Genomic DNA, 18,780 nt, shown 5'->3' on the forward strand with positions numbered 1-18,780 from the left:
GGCATGCGGATCATCTTCATGGGGACGCCCGACTTCTCGGTTCCGGTGCTCGACGCATTGGTCGAGGCCGGGCACGAGATCGCCGCTGTCTATTGCCAGCCGCCACGTCCTGCGGGTCGGGGCAAAAAGGACCGCCCTACACCTGTGCACGCGCGTGCCGAGGAGCTTGGGTTAGAGGTTCGGCATCCGACGACGCTCCGAAACGTTGAAGCACAGCAGGACTTTGCGGCGTTGAACGCAGACATCGCTGTTGTGGTGGCCTACGGTCTGATCCTGCCGCAAGCGGTTCTGGACGCGCCTAAACATGGCTGTTTGAATATCCACGCCTCGCTTCTGCCGCGCTGGCGGGGGGCCGCGCCGATCCATCGCGCGATCATGGCCGGAGATTCCGAGACAGGGATCTGCATCATGCAGATGGAGGCGGGGCTTGATACGGGGCCAGTGCTGTTGCGCGAATCGACCTCGATTGGCGCGACCGAAACCACGGGCGAACTGCATGACCGTCTGAGCAAGATGGGCGCTGACCGGATTGTACAGGCAGTGCAGCAGATCGACGCTCTGACGCCAGAGGTCCAGCCGGAGACTGGCGTGACCTACGCGCAAAAGATCGACAAGGCCGAAGCGCAGATTGACTGGGCCAGTCCCGCCGTTGAGGTCGACCGCCAGATCCGGGGCCTGTCTCCGTTTCCGGGGGCCTGGACGATGATCGGAGCAGAGCGCGTAAAATGTCTTGGCAGCCGGTTGGCCGATGCAAGCGGCCCTGCCGGAACTGCGCTTGACGATGCCTTGACCATTGCGTGTGGAACAGGAGCGGTTACCATCACCCGTGCACAACGCGCAGGCAAAGGCGTGCAGGACAGCGATACGTTCCTGCGGGGTATGGCGGTTCCCAAGGGAACCCGTTTGGGAGAGTAGGGATGTTCATGATCTTGATGGGCACGGTCGTGATCGCAGGGATCGTGGGATATATCTCTGAGAAAACCGGGTTTACCAACAACGGCATCATCCAGAGCATCATAATCTGCGTCGGTGGCGCATTCCTTGCCTATTTCGTGCGGATCATGTTCGGCTTCGGTTCGCCCGGTTTGAATGCGATCATCTCGTCACTCGGCGCGTTGATCATCGTGCCGACCCATTGGCGCAGCTCCGTGCGTGACCGGCGTCGGAGGTAAGCGATGCACATCCTTTTTCTCTTGATCATCGGGGCAGCGGCCGGATTTCTGGCCACACGGGTCATGCGAGTTGAGATGAGCACGCTTGCCACGGTGATGGTAGGCGTGGCAGGGGCGCTGATCGGTGGAATGGTGATCCGGTTCCTGCTGGCCGCCACTGGTGCGGTTGCGGGGTTTGTCGGTGCAATCCTTGGCGCGATGATCGTGATCTGGATCGTGCAGAAACTGCGATCTTGATCTAGCGCATGATCAGAACGGGTACCTTGCACGAGCGGATCATCTCGGTTGTCGTGGACCCGATGATGAAGCTGCGCACCCGGCTGTGACCATAAGCGCCCATCACCAGCAGGTCTTGCGCCCCGGTCGAGGTAATCTGCGCCAGCACTTTTTCCGGCTCTCCACTTTGGACAAGTGTCTTGGCGTCGAACCCGCCTGCCTTGAGGGTGGCGGCAGCATCTGACAGCGATTTCTGGATGGCAGGAGTTTCTTTTCCCGCAAAAACCAATGTGACGGAAAGCCCCGCGAACATCGGGCTGCGCGCAATATAATCGACCGCCTTGAGCGATGACGGGCCACCGTCAAAGGCAACCAGCACGGATGTGATCGGCTTGAACGCGCGGTTGGCAATGAATACAGGCTTGTGGCTCGCCCGGACGATGCGTTCGAGGTTGGAGCCCAGATGCTCCATCGCCAGTCCAGCAGCTTCGCCACGTTTGCCGATGACGATCATGTCGCCGGTTTCTTCCTTGGCGGTCACGGTTTCAACCAGATCTCCCTGACGAAGACGGGTTTCAACGGTGATGTCCGCCCCTTGGGTGATGATCGCCTTGGCGTCTTCAAGAATGGCACGCCCGTGTTCATGGGCCAGCTTGGCGCGGGCGGTGTCAAGTTCGGTCAGTTGCTCCAAAAGCGCGGACCGGGCACCAAGACGGATCGCGCCGGAAAGGTCCTGCTTTTCAACTGCGTCGCGGCGGCCCATGACATGATAGACCTTGACCTTCCAGTCGGTGCGCCCGGCGATCCAAGCTGCGTGATGGCAGACGCTTTCGGCATAAGCGGAGGCGTCCACAAGGGCGATGAGGGTGTTCGTGGTCATGGTCTTTCTCCCTAGTGGCCCAGCAGTTCATCCATCGCGCCGGGCTTGTCATAAATGGCAAGCCTGTCGACGATGGTTTCGGACGCCTTATTCAGGCCAATCAGCTCGACCTCCGCACCTTCGCGGCGGAACTTGAGAACGGCCATGTCAAGCGCGGCAACCGACGAGATGTCCCAGATATGCGCGCGGCTGAGGTCGATGGTCACGCGGGCGGGGGCTTCGCGGAAATCGAAGGCTTTCATGAAATCCTCGGACGAGGCGAAGAACAATTGGCCCTCGATGGTATAGGTACGGTGTTCGCCGTCCGGCGTGATCGTGGAGCGCACGCGGAAAAGTTGCGAGATCTTCCAGGCAAAGAAGATGCCCGAGAGCAGCACACCGACCAACACGCCAATGGCGAGGTTGTGGGTGTAGATCACGAAAAACACGGTCGCCAGCATCACGATGGAGGACGAGCGTGGGTGATCGCGCAGGTTCTTGATCGACGACCACGAGAAGGTGCCGATGGACACCATGATCATGATCGCAACAAGCGCTGCCATCGGGATGATCGCCACGATATCGCCGAGAGCTACGACAAGGATCAGCAGGAAGAGACCGGCCACGAAGCTCGACAATCGCCCACGTCCGCCGGATTTCACGTTGATGATCGACTGCCCGATCATGGCGCAGCCTGCCATGCCTCCGATAAACCCGGTGGCCGAATTGGCGAGGCCCTGACCGATGCATTCCTGATTGCGGTTGGACGTGGTGTCGGTGAGGTCATCGACGATCTGCTGGGTCATCAGGCTTTCCAGCAGTCCAACCACGGCCACCGCAACCGAATAGGGGAAGATGATCTGCAGGGTCTCGAATGTCAGCGGAATGTCCGGAATGAGGAACACCGGCAGCGTGTCGGGCAGTTCGCCCATATCGCCCACGGTGCGCACATCCCACCCCATGAAGACCACCACGGCGGTCAGCACGATGATGGTGACCAGTGGCGACGGGACTGCTTTGGTCACCATGGGAAAGAGGTAGATGATTAACAGACCCGATGCTACAAGTGCATAGGTCAGCATCGGCACGCGGCTTGGATCGAGTTCGGGCAATTGCGCCATGAAGATCAGGATCGCCAGCGCGTTGACAAAGCCGGTCATCACGGATTTCGACACGAAGCGCATCACATAGCCGAGCCTCAGCAGTCCTGCGCCGATCTGCAGGAGACCCGCAAGCACTGTTGCCGCAAGCAGGTATTGCAGCCCGTGGTCCTTGACCAGCGTGACCATGAGAACGGCAGTTGCCGCAGTGGCCGCCGAAATCATGCCTGGCCGGCCCCCTGTGATGGCCGTGATCACCGCAATCGAGAAGGACGCATACAGGCCGACCTTGGGGTCGACCCCGGCAATGATCGAGAACGCGATCGCTTCGGGGATCAACGCAAGAGCTACCACCAACCCAGACAGCAGATCGCCGCGAATGTTGTGGGTCCATTGTCGTTTGTACTGTGCAAGAGAGATCATGGAAGAATTCGCCCATAGGCCGCGGATGGATGCGCGGTCTTTGTCGGTGTCGTCAAGTTGATGGGGTTCCAGCGAAAAACCGACCAGACTGGCCAGCGAAGGGTGTCACCCGACTATCGTCGGGGTCCCCTTACCCCGCCATGGCCAGGATGCCAAGTTGAACGGCGCTCAACTTGTCTTCTATCGGAGTATGTCCGGTCTCATGCGTGCAAAGCGGGCACACGAAGAACGTGAGCCCTTTGGCGGCGGTTTTGGGGTGGCGCGAGGCTTGTCTGTGCGGATATCAATGACATTCTGCGCGAACCTAGGTGTTTTGTGAAACTGTGCAGAGGTCTAGGTGTTGGTCTGACAGAGACAAGAGGAGCACGAAATGGGACATCTGGTTGACGGAGTCTGGAAAGACCAATGGTACGACACCGAAAGCACGGGTGGCGCGTTCAAGCGCACCACCTCTCGCTATCGCAACTGGATCACCGCGGATGGCAGCGCAGGCCCCACGGGCGAAAGCGGTTTCAAGGCCGAGGCGGGGCGTTATCATCTCTACGTCAGCCTTGCCTGCCCATGGGCCCATCGCACGCTCATCTTCCGTGCGATCAAGGGACTGACGGATCATATAGGCGTATCGGTCGTCCATCCTGACATGTTGTCAGATGGCTGGACGTTTGATCCCGATTTTCCCGGTGCGACCGGGGATACGCTTTACGGGTTGCCCTTCGCCCGGGACATCTATCTCAAGGCTGATCCAAAAGCATCGGGGCGCGTGACGGTTCCGATCCTGTGGGACACCCAGCGCGAGATCGTTGTGTCGAATGAGAGTTCGGAGATCATCCGCATGCTGAATTCGGCGTTCGATGGCCTGACGGGTGACACGCAGGATTTCTGGCCAGTGGCTTTGCGCGACGAGATCGAAGCGGTCAATGAGCGCGTCTATGACACCGTCAACAATGGCGTCTACAAATCCGGTTTCGCGACCACGCAAGAGGCCTATGACGCGGCTGTGGTGCCTCTGTTCGACAGTCTTGACTGGCTTGAGGACCGGCTCTCACAGCAGCGATACCTCGTCGGCGACCGGATCACCGAAGCAGATTGGCGGCTGTTCACCACCTTGGTGCGGTTCGATTCGGTCTACCACCTGCATTTCAAATGCAACCGACGCCGGATCATCGATTATCCCAACCTTTGGGCCTACACGCGCGAGCTTTATCAACAGCCGGGCGTTGCCGAGACCGTCAACCTTGATCACATCGTGCGGCACTACCATTACAGCCACGAAACCATCAATCCTTACCGAATCATCCCGATAAATCCGGTTCTCGATTTCGACGAGCCGCATGGGCGTGACCATCTGGCTGCCGCTTAGGCTGTTTTCGCGTAATGCTCGACCATCGCCGCCAAGTCTTCGGGCTGGGTGGCGCTGGGCACAAATGCGCAGGCGTTCGAGCAAAGCTGGAAGATGGAGCCGTCCGAGAAAAAGCTCGTATTGGTGACAAAGATCACGCGGGCGTCCGGATGACGATAGCTCGCGTAATCTGCGACGGCGATGGCGCTGCCGCCTTCCAGCACAACGTCGAGGATGATGATCGAATAGAACTGTTCGTGCAGCCTGTCGATGGCGCTGTCCTGATCCAGCGCGACATCCACAACATGACTCTGACGCTGCAAATGGCGTTGCCAGATGCGGCCAAGTTTGGCGTCGTTTTGAACGATCAGCACATTCATTCGTCGAGGCGTCTTTCAAATTCTTGCGTCGCGTCACGGACAGGGTCCGCCGTCAGTAGATAACAAACGGTTAATGTCAGTGTAAGGAAAGTGATCAGAACGTTAAATTGAGCGAAACTTGGCCGACCGGGATGATCCCCCGTTCTGTTACTAATTTCGAAAACGGCTGGTTTTTCAAGGGCTTTCTGGTGTGTACTACTTGATCAGGGGCGCGTTGGGAAACGATCTCCTGACGCAGTGATGACAATCAAACGGCCCTGATCGTCAGTGACATACAGATCGCAGCGTGAAAATCCGGTGACGAACTCGATGCAGATCGTGCTGTCCTGCATGACTGTGAAATACCCGTACCCGGTGCCGCCGTCGTTCGCATAGGTGTAGGTGTAGCGCCCGTCCTCGAAGAACCTGGACTGACCATCGTCGAAAAAGGTGATGGTCGCGCCTCTCAGCCGCAGCTCCAGGCTGGTCTGATCAAACAACTCGTCGCCTTCACGGGGCACCCATTGCTGGGCAAAAACGACAGCGGGCACAAGTATGAAAGCAACGGTACATCTGATCATGCGGCAAGCTTAAGCGTAATCATGCAAACGCCGGAGACACGTTTACGCGACCAGTCGTTCGGCTTTCTTGAGATCGACAGAGACAAGCTGGCTGACGCCCTGTTCCTGCATCGTCACACCAAACAGACGATCCATGCGTGCCATCGTGACGGCATGGTGCGTGATGATCAGGAACCGAGTGTCCGTCCGGCGGCACATTTCATCGAGAAGGTCGCAGAAGCGTGTCACGTTTGCATCGTCCAACGGCGCGTCCACCTCGTCGAGCACACAGATCGGCGCAGGGTTGGCGAGGAAGACTGCAAAGATCAGCGCCAACGCGGTCAGCGTCTGTTCCCCACCCGACAGAAGCGACAGCGTCGACAGTTTCTTACCCGGCGGTTGGCACATGATTTCAAGCCCGGCATCCAGCGGGTCGTCGCTTTCGACCATGACAAGGTTCGCCTCGCCACCGCCGAAGAGATGGGTGAAGAGCAGAGTGAAATTGCTGTTCACCTGTTCGAACGCAGTCAAAAGGCGTTCGCGCCCTTCGCGGTTGAGGCTGGCAATGCCGGACCGCAATGTCTTGATTGCTTCTTCCAGATCGGTCTTTTCCGCCAGAAGGTGATCATGTTCTTCCTGTACTTCGCGCGCGTCTTCCTCGGCACGCAGGTTGACGGCACCCAAGGCGTCGCGTTGCCGCTTGAGGCGGTTCACATCGGCATCAATGGCCTCTGCACGGGGCAGGTTGTCGGGGTCTGCGCCCAGCTTCTGCAACAGGTTGGTTGGGCTGGTATCCTGCTCTTCGGCGATCCGTTCGGCCGCCGCGTTGACCGCGTCGCGGGCGGCTTCGGCACGGGCTTCTGATCGGGCACGCGCTTCGCGGGCCTCAGACGCTTTCCGTTCGGCTTCGCGTTCGGCCTGATCGGCGTTGCGCAGCGTTGCTTCTCCGCTGGACAGCGTATCATCCGCCGCCGCTTTGCGGGCTTCGGCTTGCGTGATTTCATGGCCCAGCGTTTCGCGCTGGGCGGCCAGTTCACCCGGAAGACCGGACGCCTTTTCCAGTTCCGTCTGTGCAGCCGACCGCCGGTCCGCCAGTTCCGCGCTGCGCTTTTCGGCGGTGTCCAGACGGTGCCGCCAGCCGCTCAGCTCTTTCGTGACCTGTTGCGACCGGGCCTTGCGGGCATCGCCTTCGCGGCGCAGCTCGTCCTGAGCTGACCGGCGCGACATCATGGTCATGCGGGCCGCTTCCACCGTCATCTTGAGGTCTTCAACCTCGGCGCGGGCGGAGTCGAGGTCTTCCAGATCCGCCACGGCACGCTGTGCCTCGACCAGTTGCGCGCGCGCACGAGTGGCCTCTTCCTCGTGGCGCGTCACGGCCATGGAGAGGCTTTCCAGCTTGCCTTCAGCCATATCGCGGTCGGCCTCGGCACGGCTCAGTTTCCGCGCCGCTTCGGTCACAGCTGCATCGGCATCCCGCCGCGCTTGCCGCGCAGCTTTTTCGGCCATCGCCAGATCTGCTAAGCGCTGGGTCAAGCTTTCATGCGCGGCGCGCGCGCCATCGACACGGGCCGAGGCAAGGGCGGTTTCCTGTTTCAGCGCCTCAAGCCGGTTCAACTGCTCCAGACGCAATGCGGCGGCTGACGGGGCATCTTCGGCCCATGCCCGATACCCGTCCCAGCGCCAGAGATCGCCTTCAAGGCTGACCAGACGCTGGCCGGGTTTCAGCAATGGTTGCAGCCGCGCGGCATCTTCGGGGTCCGCAAGGCCGATCTGGGCCATGCGCCGTTCCAGCACCTCTGGCACTGACACGTGGTTGGTGAGTGGTGTGATCCCCTCGGGCAAAGGCTGGTCGGTGTCGTAGCGCGGCAGTGCTGTCCAACCCGTGGGGCCGTCGCCTTCGACCTCGGGCGCGCGCAGATCGTCTGCCAGCGCCGCACCCAACGCTTTTTCGAACCCTTGTTCCACATGAAGCCGGTCGAGGATCTGACCACCCTCGGCAGTGTCCCGATCAAGCAGTCGTGCCAGAGCGGTGGTTTCCGCACTCAGCGCGTTCATCTCGCCTTCGGCTTCGGACCGTTCGGCGCGGGCATCAGCTTCGCGCGACTGGGTTTCGGCGCGGGCCGCTTCGGCCTCTGTCAGAACCTGATCCGCTCGGTCGGCCAGATCGCGCGCGGCGACCTGTTCCTTGTCCGCCGCCAACGCCGCGGTTTTTGCGTCGGCCAGGGATTGTTTGGCCGCCGCCATTGCGTCACGCGCGCGGGCCGCATCCGCTTCGTTCCGGTCGAGCGTTTTCTGGCTGTCGGACAGAAGCCGGTGCGCCGATTGGTGCCGCGCGGCAAGGCGGGCGACATCTTCGGTCTTCTGGCTCAGATCAGACTCTCGGGCTTGCAGGACTGCGCCCGCCTCCTGTGCCGCTGCGATGGCTGCCGCGAGTTTATCGTCATGCCCATCGGCTGCCTTGGCCAGTTCGCGCGCTTCCCATTCCAGTTGCTGGATGGTCTCGCCCGCGTCGCGGTTGAGCCCGCTTTCGCGCTCCATGTCCTTGGTCATCTGGTCGATGCGGCGGGTCAGGGTTTCAATGGTTTCCGCGGCGCGGCGTTCCTGCTCGGTCAGCGTGTCCCGCTGGAGAGTCAGCCGCTGCACAATCGCCGCTGCTATAGCCGCCTCCTCGCGCAGGGGGGGCAGGGCGGCATCTGCAGCTTCGCGCGCCTTGGTGGCTTCGCGCGCGGCGGACTCCGCCTTTGCCGCCTCGGTGGTGCGTTCGCGCAGCTGCGCGTCTGCCTCGGCGCGGGCGGTGTCTGCGTCTTTCCAACGGCGGTACAGCAGCAGACCTTCGGCATGGCGCAGTTCTTCGCCGATGGCGCGATACCGCGCCGCCTGACGGGCCTGTCGCGCCAGTTGTGCAAGCTGCGCTGCAAGTTGTTCGATCACGTCATCGACACGCAGCAGGTTCGCTTCGGTGTTCTTGAGCTTCAGTTCCGCCTCGTGCCGACGCTGGTAGAGGCCGGAAATCCCTGCTGCTTCCTCAAGAATGCGGCGGCGGTTCTTCGGCTTGGCGTTGATCAGCTCGCTGATCTGGCCCTGCCGCACCAGCGCGGGGGAATGCGCCCCGGTTGAGGCATCGGCGAACAGCATCTGAACGTCGCGCGCGCGGACGTCCTTGCCGTTGACCTTGTAGGCGCTGCCCACGTCGCGGGTGATACGACGGACGATGTCGATCTGGTCTTGATCGTTGAAGCCAGCAGGCGCCAGGCGGTCGCTGTTTTCGATCTGGATCGACACTTCGGCAAAGTTGCGCGCCGGACGCGTGGCGGCACCTGCGAAGATCACGTCTTCCATACCGCCGCCGCGCATCGCGGTGGGGCGGTTTTCCCCCATCACCCAGCGCAGCGCTTCGAGAAGGTTGGATTTTCCACAGCCGTTCGGACCCACAACGCCGGTCAGACCATCCGCGATGATCAGATCGGTGGGGTCAACGAAGCTTTTGAAGCCCGTCAAACGGAGTTTGGAAAAGCGCACCTGTAAAGCCTGCCTGATTCCCGATGTGAGGGACAGTGTGTCGCGGGGTTTGGCGCGGAGTCAACGATTTGGTTCCGCATGTGGTAACTTGGTGCGGCTTATCCACAAGATATTGCGGTCTTGTTAAGGTATTTTCCGGAGGTCCGGTGCTGCTTTTCAAACGAGCAATGCAGGCAGATCTTTACATTCTGATTTTTGAATGTATATGTATTCCGAAATCCGAATATAAGGAGACTCGCCATGGACCATTCCGTATCCAGACCCGCTGACACCTATTCGCCAATCTACTTTCTGGCCTCGCTTGGCGCGGGCGGGATCGCGGTCACGTTCTTCATGTTCCTGATGTTCTGGGTGCCGCATCCGGGGCAGCCGGTGCCTGTCTTCGAAGACATCGCTGCTGCATTTGCCAAGGGCGGTGCGCCCATGCAGGTCGCCATTGCGGCCGCATTGATCGGGATTGCCGTCTTTGCCTTTCTCAACATCAAATCACTGATCTGGAATCTGCAATCCCTGTCGGCGTTCAAGAAAACCGATGCCTACACAAAGCTGCGCGAAACCAACGCCGAGGCCACGCTTCTCGCGATGCCGCTTGCGCTTGCGATGAGCGTGAACGCGATGTTCATCGTGGGTCTCGTCTTCGTGCCGCAGCTTTGGAGCGTGGTGGAATACCTCTTCCCAATGGCGCTGATCGCCTTTGCCGCGATCGGCGTGCTGGCCCTCCGCATGATCGGCGCGTTCTTGGGACGCGTCCTGTCCAAAGGCGGCGTGTTCGATGTGACCGCGCATAACTCGTTTGCGCAGCTTCTGCCTGCCTTCAGCATTGCCATGGTCGGCGTCGGTTTCGCCGCCCCTGCCGCGATGAGCACGTCCGCCACCACGGTCGCCGTTGCCCTGATGCTGTCGACCTTCTTTGGTGTGGCTGCGATCCTCTACACCGTGATTGCCGCGACCACAGCCTTTGCGTCGATGCTTCAGCACGGGACGGCGCGGGAATCCGGCCCGACCCTGATGATCATCGTGCCGATTGTCACCGTTCTGGGCATCCTCTTCCTGCGTCAGAGCCACGGTTTGCACGTCGCTTTTGACACCCATGCACAACCGGGCGAGACCATGATCTTCCTCGCACGGCTGCTGTCCATCCAGATCGTGTTCCTGCTTCTGGGTGCGGTTGTCATGATGCGTCAGGGATATTTCAGTGACTTCGTCATGGGCAGCAAGACCTCGCCGGGCTCTTACGCTCTGGTCTGCCCGGCGGTTGCGCTTTCGGTCATGCTCCACTTCTTCGTGAACAAGGGTCTTGTCGCGGCTGGTGCAATCGAGAAGTTTGGTGTGGCCTATTGGAGTGTGACGGGCATTGCCATCGTGGCGCAGATCGTCGCGATCGCTTTGGTTCTGCGCCTCAACCGTCAGCACTTTGCGCGCAGGGTCATCGCTGCCAATGCAGTTCCTGCTGAATAAACCCGGCACACAGAAAAACCGCGAAAGCCCGGATCAGGTGGTCCGGGCTTTCCACGTTGTGACAAGCCCGCGCATGGCATCGGCGAGCAAGAGCACATCCGCTCCAAGTGCCACGAAATTTGCGCCTGCGTCGATGTCCTGCTGAATAAGCGCCGGGTCGCCATCTATGATACCCGCCGCTTTGCCTGCGGCACGGATGCGGCGCAGGCCGTCCTGTACGGCCGCACGGACATCTGGGTGGGTGATATTGGGCAAGAGACCCATATCGGCACAAAGGTCTGCCGGGCCGATGAACACGCCATCCACGCCGTCGACCGCGCAGATCTCTTCGAGTGCGTCCATCGCCGCGACGCTTTCAGCCTGAACGATGATGCAAATCTGCTTTTCAGCCGTGTCCAAATAATCCGGGACACCGTTGAACGCCGACGCCCGTCCCAGCATATGCCCAACACCGCGGATGCCGCGCGGCGGATAGCGTGTTGCGGCGACGATTGCGCGGGCTTCTTCTGCGGAATTGACCATCGGGCACAGCAGCGACTGCGCGCCAAGGTCGAGCACTTGCTTGATCAGTGCCGCGTCGTTGTGCGGGATGCGGACTACCGGGGACACATTGTGCCCGGAAAGGGCCATCAGTTGCTCATGGATTGTCACCAGATCATTGGGCGTGTGTTCGCCGTCGATCAGAAGCCAGTCGAACCCGGCAGAGGCCGCGATTTCGGCCGCGTAGCCTGTGCCCATGGCCAGCCAAAGGCCAAGTGTTGGGGTGTCCGATGTCAAAGCGGCTTTGAATTTGTTGTATGGGGCAGGCATGGGTGTGTCCTTTTTCGGCGATCTGACAGCTGCGCCATGGGTAAGGCAAGTCAGTCGCGCTGGCGTGCCAGTTTGAGCGCGGACCAGATCGCGGTCCCGCCAAAGAACGCACCCGCGATTCCCACAACCTCGACCAGAGCGGCGGAATTCGAAATGCCGCGCACCATCACCGTCACCGCCAGCAGCGTCAGGCCACAAAGGCTGAAGATCAGACGAAACCAAAGCTCGTTTCTTGTGGGTCCGGTCACACGCCGCTCCTGATGCTTTGGTCAATGGTAGGCGGCGCGGCTCGGGCGGCCAGTGCCCTAGAACGTGACAGACACGCCGGGCAGATTCAGCGATTTGATCAGGTCGCGCAATTCCTGCCGTGCCGCGATGTTTGAGATGTTGAGCTGCTTCACCCCAACATCCTTGAGATCAAGCAGGGTCATGCCTCGAGGAAAGAGTTCGCGGAAGATGACCCGTTCATTGAACCCCGGTGCCACGCGAAATCCGATGCGCTTGGACAGTCGCTCCAGCGCCTTTTCCATCTTCGCCTTATTGACCATCTGTTGTGCCCCAAGACGGTTGCGCAGGACGACCCAGTCGATCGGGGGCAGACCGGCTTGCGCGCGAAGCTGACGGGCGTTCCAGACCATTTCGGAATAGACCGAGGGGCCTTCGATCTTTTCGCCGGTTGCGTCGGTATGGGCCAGCAAATCGAAATCCACGAAACTGTCATTCAGCGGCGTGATCAGCGTGTCAGCCAGCGAGTGTGCGACCTGGCTGAGCCGCGTGTGCGACCCGGGGCAGTCGATCAGGATGAAATCGCTGCCTGGCTCCAGTTCGGCCACGGCGGCGGAGAGGCGATGATCGTAGATGTTTTCGCCCGGTTGCAGCGTGTCGGGGTCAATCTCAGGCAGCTCGATATAACGTGGTGTGGGCAGATCCAGGTCTTCGCCTTCAAGCGTTTTCAAACGATTGGCGATGTAGCGGCCCATGGTCTTCTGGCGAAGGTCAAGGTCCAGGGCACCGATCTTGTGACCCATCCGTGCCAACGCCGTTGCAACATGCATCGACACGGTGGATTTCCCAGCACCGCCCTTTTCGTTTCCGACAACAATGATATGCGCCATGTTTCTGCTCTTGCATGCTTTTGATCAGCTATGCGCATAGACGCTTCCGGTTGCAACGCCAGATACGTGAATCGACGCAATCCGTTGCGGAACGGTGCATGCGCGACTCACATTCACAGGATGCCAGTGGCGCCCCAGACCAATCCCAACGCCATCGTCAAAATTGTCAGAATCGCTGAATAACCTGCCAGCTTCCATGGTGAGAACGGACGCTCCCCGAAGGTACGCCCGTCAATTCCGGACACCACGACCTTCTTCGCAGTGCCCTGATAGCTGTAATGCAAAATCCAGACCGGTAGCAGAATGCGCCGGTAGTGAATGCCAGTCGTGTCCGTCCTGTACCGATCGACCCGCGTTCCGGATTTCCCGACATGCTTCTTGATTCTGTTGCGGATCAGGAGGTCCTTGTCCTGCGCGTTCATGCTCAACCCCTTGGCGACCGTCCAATGGTGCCGCTCTGCTGCAAAGCCAGCGAGGTAGCCGGCCTTGTAGGGGCGCAGGTAACCGGGTTGGAAATCGTGCAAAATTCCGTCCCGGATCAGCGGAGTGACATGTTGCGATGCTGGAACCAAAAGATCGTCAAAGTGAATGGTCATGTTCCCAGAAACGCGCTTCGTCCGTTTGTTCTTTCCGGAACCGGTCTTGTAGCTGGCCCAGTATTCAATCGCTTCCTTTGAGTCGAATGTCCAAAACGGAACGTAAAGCCCGGCAACTCGGCCTTTGGCGATCACCTCATCAAGATCGCTTGGCGCCGCGATGCGACGTCGCGTCCAGTCGGTCACAGACTTTTCGGCAAAAGAGCCATCGACCCGGAATGGGATAAGGGCCATTGTCTGGTAGGCTTTGTCCTCTGAGGTCAGGACAACAGGACCGTCACAATAGGGGCACCGCTCCGACAAGGCCGGGCCTGTAAACACGACCTCTCCGCCGCATGTCTCGCATTGATGGATGTGGTCCCCAAGCAAGCTTGGTGGCTCCAATTGCGGCTTGTCTGGATCAAAGGGAAATTCCCGTGCGGCCTCTTGATCTGCTTCGCTGGCCAAAGGCCACAGGGTGCCACAGCTTTGACACAGTAGGTCTTGTTGCGCGGGATCAAAGGCGCATTGACCCCCACAGTTCTGACAGAGGATGTCAGATTGGCTGGGTGTCGGGTCCATCACGAATCTGAATCGGCCACAGCCGAAATGATTTCCAAAATGACCCAAAATCGCAGTTCGGCCCGCTCCATCGCGCCTTCGAGATCGCCACTGATGTACCAGTCTCCGATAATGGTCGAAAGGAACCACGTCACAAGAACCCAGATGATAATCAGCGACCAGCCCGAGATCGCCCTGATCCATCCCGCCGACCCATGCCGGAGTTCGTGTTTCGCTTCGTAAATCGTGATGATTTTGACCACGTTGAACATGCCGATGGCTGTGGAGAGCCCGAACAAGATGAGCGCTGCAATCATCGGCTCAAGCTGCAATCGGCAATTCCTTCAAACGAGGTCAAACAGTTCGGCAAACCTAGATCACCCGTTCGGAATACAAAAGCATCGAGATGCGTATGGGTCCTGAAGGACCACATCGCGCGCCTGTTTGCTGTGCAAGGCGCAAAAAGCAAAAAAGCCGCCCCAAATTGGAGCGGCTTTTGAGATTTCCAGAAAGGCGAAGCTTAGAAGCCCAGACCTTCGTATTTCTTCTTGAACTTGGAGACGCGGCCGCCGGAATCCATCAAGCGCGAGCTGCCGCCGGTCCACGCCGGGTGAACAGTCGGGTCGATGTCGAGCGCGAGCGTGTCGCCTTCCTTGCCCCAGCACGAGCGCATTTCGAGCATGGTGCCATCCGTCATTTTGACGTTGATGACGTGGTATTCGGGATGGATGTCTTTTTTCATCTCGATGATCCTTACGCGTCTGCGCCCGAAACGGGCTTGTAATTTGCATCTTCTGCGATACGGGCCGACTTGCCGCGACGCGAACGGAGGTAGTAGAGCTTGGCGCGACGGACGCGGCCGCGGCGAACAACCTCGATGCTGTCGATGTTGGTGGAATAGAGCGGGAACACACGTTCCACACCTTCACCGAAAGAAATCTTGCGAACTGTGAACGAACCGGCAATGCCAGACCCCTGACGACGGCTGATGCAGACGCCTTCATAGTTCTGTACGCGGGTGCGGGTGCCTTCGGTCACTTTGTAGCCGACACGGATGGTGTCGCCTGCTTTGAAGTCGGGAATGGTTTTCCCGAGGGCGGCAATCTGTTCCGCCTCCAACTGAGCGATAAGATCCATCGCTTCTCTCCTAATACTGCTTGCGGTTGGTCCGCAAAGATGTGCGCGTCCTCAGAGCTCTCGGTCTTCGTCCGGGTCCGCCTGTTCCGAATGATCGGAGCGCCCGCCAGAGATCAGGTCGTCTTTGTCTTGTTCTGTCCGGGAAGGGTGCGGTTGCGCCATGTCCGAAGACCACACGGAATCACCGCACCGGGCTGACACCCGGAACACGCGCCGTAAACCAGAAGCGCCGCAGTTAATCAAGGGCCGTTTGGTGTCTCAATGCTCTTACGGGGCTTGGTTTGGTTGCGCCAGTAACAGGTCAGGCGATCACTTCGCCAATCAGCATCTGAGGTCGTGTGTTTGTGAAGTTGGCGATGTCAGCGACCACGGGCCCAGCTGCGCCAAGTGCTGAATCAAGTGCGGACTTGTCGGCAAAGGTCATCGTGGCGATTGCATAGCTTTCGGGCGGCGCGTCCGGTCCGCTGGCAAGCCCTTTGGTCACGAGCACAGACTCGATATGCGCACCCATGTATTCGCCGACCATCGGCATATGCGTGCCAAGATAATAGTCGTAATCGAAGTGGGTCTCGTCCGTGATCGGGTAAATTACCTGTAAGGAAAGTGCCATTTTAAACTCCTGTGGGATTCGCAGTGGCACAGGCTTAACACAGATCGCGCGATCGTGACGCGATCAATCGTTCCGGTCCTGTCTGGCGCACCAATCGGCCCAAAGGTCGGGACGTCGCGCCCGAGTCAATTCTTCGGATTGCGCTTTGCGCCATTTGGCGATTTCGCCATGGTGGCCTGACATCAGGACGGGTGGAATTTCCCGTTCGCGCCACACCGCGGGCCGGGTGTATTGCGGATGCTCCAACAGCCCGTCTGAGAAGCTTTCTTCTTCTGTCGATGCCTCGTTGCCGAGCACTCCCGGCAAGAGCCTTACGGTGGCATCAATCATGGCCTGCGCCGCAATCTCGCCGCCGGTCAGGACAAAGTCGCCAAGGCTGACTTCGATCACCCGGTAGTGGTCGATCACGCGTTGATCCAAACCTTCGAACCGGCCACAGATCAGCGTCACGCCCGGCCCCGTGGCAAGCTGTTGCGCCATGGCCTGGGTCAGGGGTTTTCCGCGCGGGCTGAGGTAAATCAGGGGCGCACTTGGGGCGATCCGAGCACGGGCGTGGTCAATGGCGGCGGCCATCACGTCGGGTCGCAGCACCATGCCCGCGCCTCCACCGGCAGGGGTGTCATCGACATTGCGGTGTTTGCCTTCGCCAAATTCGCGCAATGGCACAGTTTCAAGCTGCCACAGCCCATCCTGAAGCGCGCGCCCGGTCAGAGATTGCCCCAGCAGACCGGGAAACGCGTCCGGCAGAAGGGTGATCACCTGCGCCTTCCATGCCCGGGCCAGTTCCGGCGCGTCTTCCATCAGTTCGCGCGGTACCAGCGAAGGCCGGATTGTCTTGCGACCATGGGAGCGTTGCGGCGGTGTTTTGGGATCGTCCATCTGGGCAGCCTTTTGGTGACGCCGATGGCTTTAGTGGCTTGTCGCCCAAAAGACCACAGGTCAGGCGGTCACGGGTGTTGCCAGCATATCCCGCATCGCAAGCATGGCTTCCGGCGCGGAAAAGAAGTGCGACAATGCGCCTGCCTCGGCAGGGCTGGCACGCATCATCCGATCAATGAGCCACAGCTCTCGGATCTGGTCATCGTCCAGTTGGGACAGGTCCGAGGCGTCCCACCGCGCAATGATCTGCGACAGCACCATGCCGATCTGTTCTTCATCTGAAACGAAGCCGGGGTGACCTGGCGCGGCGGTCATCCGTGCCCCAAGTGTTGCCCGGATCGACACCGGATCAGGGGGCATTCCCTTGAGCGCGTCCAGCGCGGATGAGTGCAGGAGCGAGTGATACTTTTTTTTTGAAGGCTCTTGTTTCAGCGAGGATGGAGCAATCTGAGGAAAAACTGCGATGGTTGCGGCAGCGATGCTGATCGCGCCGAAAATGCCCAAGACCATGAAGGCCAAGGAGACCGCGAATTCGTGCAATGTGATCGTCACCACACCCGGTGAGAGCGCGGCCATCACCAACAGCAAACGTCGTTTTACGCGATCCACAGCGGTCTGTCCCCAAGGCAACCATGTAGGCGTAAACCTGCCAGGTGGCGATTTTTCGCCGGAATTCAGGCAACGACGTGTCTATTTTTCGGCAAAAAGATGGCTGCCTCAGGAAGCAGGGCGCTGCGCCATCTTGCGGACAATCCGTTTGGCATCCTGCACGTCGCGTTCCGGAAGTTCGCTTCGGTTGAGGGCCAGAAACACCGCATCAATGCCAAGGTCGGGCTGCACGTTTTCAGGCGGCAACACGACCACGGCGTCGCGGTCCAGCTCCGTAAGCTCGAGCAGCGTGACCAGTGGATCAAGCGGCCCAAGTGGCAGGGTGGCCGCGTCTTCGAGAAGAAACGAGGTTACGCGGGCAGGAGCAACATCGTGGGCGATCTCCTCGAGAATGTCGTCGAGGCTGCGGGCGGCGTCGAATTGGTTGCTGTAGGTTTCGAAATCGTCGGTCAGGCGGGTGCTGCGGAGGTTCTGCCACCATGTGCTGCGCAGCCACGGCTCTCGCATCCTTGTGGAGAAATAGAAGGTCAGGTCAGTGTCATTGCCGAAACGTCGGAACGCGGCATCGCTCAGGCACTTCATCACCAATCCCGCACTGTCATAGCATTCGAGGCCATGGCGACCGGGCATATGCCCTGACAAATCTTCCGAGGACATCAGGATCGGGCGCGGGTCCTTTCGGTCGACTGTTTCGAAAAAGGCGACAGCCGCCCGGGTAACCGCAGCCAATGTTTTCTTCTTCGGGTCGATCGAAAAAGCGCGTGCGCTTTCGGTAAGACCGTCAAAAGCCTCTTTGAGAAAAACCCGCACATGGGGCTCCAGCACGCTAGCGTTCTCGCGCAGCATGGACTGAACGCTGGTCGTACCGGTTTTGTGAAAGCCCGCGTGAATGACGATCCGTGTCGTCACGAAAACAGGCCCTCTGGCGGATCGGCCACAATGCGCCCCTGCGCAAGGTCCACCGTCGGCACGACGGCTTTGGTAAAGGGCAGCAGCACCGTCTGTTTCTGCCCCGGTGCGCTGAGTTCAAGCAGGTCGTCCGCGCCGTTGTTGATGACGGCCAAAACCTTACCCAAAGACGCGCCACCGGTGTCCGTGACCTCAAGCCCGATCAGGTCTGCATGGTAGAATTCGTCATCGGGAAGCGACGGCAGCCGGTCGCGCGGCACAAAAAGCTGCGTTCCGCGCAGCGCGTCAGCCTCTTCCTTGGTTGCGATGCCGGACATGCGCGCGGCGAGACCGTTCTTGATCTGACGCGTGATCTTGACGGTAAAGCTGCGTTTTCCGTCTTCGGTCTCAAGAGGGGTGTAACGCGCGATATCCTCGGGGATCGCGGTAAAGCTCTTGAGGCGCACTTCACCCCTGACCCCGAAGGAGCCGGCAATTGCGCCAACGCAGACTTTTTCACTCACGGATATGCTCCCGGTCGCTTTGCACGACTGGATAGACCAGACCATTATGTGGACGCAATCGCCTGCG

General features: G+C 59.7%; 22 protein-coding genes. 5 read left to right on the top strand and 17 right to left on the bottom strand.

The features are described 5' to 3' along the window. The first annotated feature begins 3 nt into the window (after window positions 1-3). Genes fmt through JJ869_RS00200 form a run of 3 tightly spaced genes read left to right on the top strand, consistent with a single transcriptional unit; the run spans window position 4 to window position 1,409 of the window. The gene (gene fmt, locus JJ869_RS00190) at window positions 4-915 is read left to right on the top strand and encodes a methionyl-tRNA formyltransferase (RefSeq protein ID WP_292263751.1); all 912 of its coding nucleotides are present in this window, start codon (window positions 4-6) and stop codon (window positions 913-915) included. A gap of 2 nt (window positions 916-917) precedes the next feature. Continuing rightward, window positions 918-1,172, top strand: a complete 255-nt coding sequence (locus JJ869_RS00195; RefSeq protein ID WP_292263754.1) for a hypothetical protein — start codon at window positions 918-920, stop codon at window positions 1,170-1,172. Between the two features lie 3 nt (window positions 1,173-1,175). Continuing rightward, window positions 1,176-1,409, top strand: a complete 234-nt coding sequence (locus JJ869_RS00200; protein WP_292263757.1) for a GlsB/YeaQ/YmgE family stress response membrane protein — start codon at window positions 1,176-1,178, stop codon at window positions 1,407-1,409. Between the two features lies 1 nt (window position 1,410). On the opposite strand, the gene JJ869_RS00205 is transcribed toward JJ869_RS00200, so the two are convergent. Further along, the gene (locus tag JJ869_RS00205) at window positions 1,411-2,268 is read right to left on the bottom strand and encodes a universal stress protein (protein WP_292263760.1); all 858 of its coding nucleotides are present in this window, start codon (window positions 2,266-2,268) and stop codon (window positions 1,411-1,413) included. A gap of 11 nt (window positions 2,269-2,279) precedes the next feature. Next, window positions 2,280-3,770, bottom strand: coding sequence for a SulP family inorganic anion transporter (locus JJ869_RS00210; RefSeq protein WP_292263763.1), 1,491 nt, complete (start codon window positions 3,768-3,770; stop codon window positions 2,280-2,282). A 370-nt stretch (window positions 3,771-4,140) separates the two neighbouring features. Here JJ869_RS00210 and JJ869_RS00215 point away from each other — a divergent pair, with 370 nt between their 5' ends. Further along, window positions 4,141-5,130: a glutathione S-transferase family protein gene (locus JJ869_RS00215; RefSeq protein WP_292263768.1), complete on the top strand. Its 990-nt coding sequence runs from the start codon at window positions 4,141-4,143 to the stop codon at window positions 5,128-5,130. Here JJ869_RS00215 and JJ869_RS00220 read toward each other — a convergent pair. From JJ869_RS00220 to smc, 3 genes are all read right to left on the bottom strand, one after another. After that, the gene (locus JJ869_RS00220; RefSeq protein ID WP_292263770.1) at window positions 5,127-5,489 is read right to left on the bottom strand and encodes a response regulator; all 363 of its coding nucleotides are present in this window, start codon (window positions 5,487-5,489) and stop codon (window positions 5,127-5,129) included. The genes JJ869_RS00215 and JJ869_RS00220 overlap by 4 nt on opposite strands. 203 nt (window positions 5,490-5,692) lie before the next feature. Beyond that, window positions 5,693-6,049 (bottom strand): hypothetical protein, encoded by a 357-nt coding sequence (locus tag JJ869_RS00225; RefSeq protein ID WP_292263774.1) that lies wholly within the window; start codon window positions 6,047-6,049, stop codon window positions 5,693-5,695. Between the two features lie 42 nt (window positions 6,050-6,091). Next, window positions 6,092-9,547 carry a chromosome segregation protein SMC gene (smc, locus tag JJ869_RS00230; RefSeq protein ID WP_292263777.1) on the bottom strand — a complete coding sequence of 1,152 codons (3,456 nt, stop codon included), beginning with the start codon at window positions 9,545-9,547 and terminating at the stop codon, window positions 6,092-6,094. 240 nt (window positions 9,548-9,787) lie between these two features. Here smc and JJ869_RS00235 point away from each other — a divergent pair, with 240 nt between their 5' ends. Beyond that, window positions 9,788-11,005: a hypothetical protein gene (locus tag JJ869_RS00235; protein WP_292263780.1), complete on the top strand. Its 1,218-nt coding sequence runs from the start codon at window positions 9,788-9,790 to the stop codon at window positions 11,003-11,005. Between the two features lie 33 nt (window positions 11,006-11,038). Here the strand turns inward: JJ869_RS00235 and JJ869_RS00240 are convergent, their stop codons facing one another. The 12 genes from JJ869_RS00240 to rimM form a co-directional block, all read right to left on the bottom strand. Continuing rightward, entirely contained in the window at window positions 11,039-11,815 is a 777-nt protein-coding gene (locus tag JJ869_RS00240; protein WP_292263783.1) for an HpcH/HpaI aldolase/citrate lyase family protein, read from the bottom strand. Between the two features lie 50 nt (window positions 11,816-11,865). Beyond that, window positions 11,866-12,063 (bottom strand): hypothetical protein, encoded by a 198-nt coding sequence (locus JJ869_RS00245; protein ID WP_292263786.1) that lies wholly within the window; start codon window positions 12,061-12,063, stop codon window positions 11,866-11,868. A 57-nt stretch (window positions 12,064-12,120) separates the two neighbouring features. Then, a complete protein-coding gene (locus JJ869_RS00250) occupies window positions 12,121-12,930 on the bottom strand; it encodes a division plane positioning ATPase MipZ (RefSeq protein WP_292263789.1) in 810 nt (269 codons plus the stop codon). Window positions 12,931-13,043: 113 nt separating this feature from the next. Continuing rightward, window positions 13,044-13,760: a hypothetical protein gene (locus tag JJ869_RS00255; RefSeq protein WP_292263791.1), complete on the bottom strand. Its 717-nt coding sequence runs from the start codon at window positions 13,758-13,760 to the stop codon at window positions 13,044-13,046. 326 nt (window positions 13,761-14,086) lie between these two features. Then, window positions 14,087-14,398, bottom strand: a complete 312-nt coding sequence (locus tag JJ869_RS00260; protein WP_292263794.1) for a hypothetical protein — start codon at window positions 14,396-14,398, stop codon at window positions 14,087-14,089. 188 nt (window positions 14,399-14,586) lie between these two features. Then, window positions 14,587-14,808, bottom strand: a complete 222-nt coding sequence (rpmE, locus tag JJ869_RS00265) for a 50S ribosomal protein L31 (protein WP_292263797.1) — start codon at window positions 14,806-14,808, stop codon at window positions 14,587-14,589. Between the two features lie 11 nt (window positions 14,809-14,819). Next, window positions 14,820-15,203, bottom strand: a complete 384-nt coding sequence (rplS, locus tag JJ869_RS00270) for a 50S ribosomal protein L19 (RefSeq protein WP_292263800.1) — start codon at window positions 15,201-15,203, stop codon at window positions 14,820-14,822. Between the two features lie 301 nt (window positions 15,204-15,504). Further along, the gene (locus JJ869_RS00275; RefSeq protein ID WP_292263802.1) at window positions 15,505-15,813 is read right to left on the bottom strand and encodes an EthD family reductase; all 309 of its coding nucleotides are present in this window, start codon (window positions 15,811-15,813) and stop codon (window positions 15,505-15,507) included. Between the two features lie 63 nt (window positions 15,814-15,876). Next, complete coding sequence (trmD, locus tag JJ869_RS00280) at window positions 15,877-16,692, bottom strand: tRNA (guanosine(37)-N1)-methyltransferase TrmD (protein WP_292263805.1); 816 nt, start codon at window positions 16,690-16,692, stop codon at window positions 15,877-15,879. A 60-nt stretch (window positions 16,693-16,752) separates the two neighbouring features. Then, window positions 16,753-17,301 carry a hypothetical protein gene (locus JJ869_RS00285; RefSeq protein ID WP_292263808.1) on the bottom strand — a complete coding sequence of 183 codons (549 nt, stop codon included), beginning with the start codon at window positions 17,299-17,301 and terminating at the stop codon, window positions 16,753-16,755. Between the two features lie 108 nt (window positions 17,302-17,409). Continuing rightward, window positions 17,410-18,210, bottom strand: a complete 801-nt coding sequence (locus tag JJ869_RS00290) for a hypothetical protein (RefSeq protein ID WP_292263811.1) — start codon at window positions 18,208-18,210, stop codon at window positions 17,410-17,412. Next, window positions 18,207-18,713, bottom strand: a complete 507-nt coding sequence (gene rimM / locus JJ869_RS00295) for a ribosome maturation factor RimM (RefSeq protein WP_292263814.1) — start codon at window positions 18,711-18,713, stop codon at window positions 18,207-18,209. The genes JJ869_RS00290 and rimM overlap by 4 nt, the downstream gene beginning before the upstream one ends. Between the last annotated feature and the right edge of the window lie 67 nt (window positions 18,714-18,780).

Source organism: Marivita sp., from assembly GCF_017643905.1.
Classification (GTDB): Bacteria; Pseudomonadota; Alphaproteobacteria; order Rhodobacterales; family Rhodobacteraceae; genus Marivita.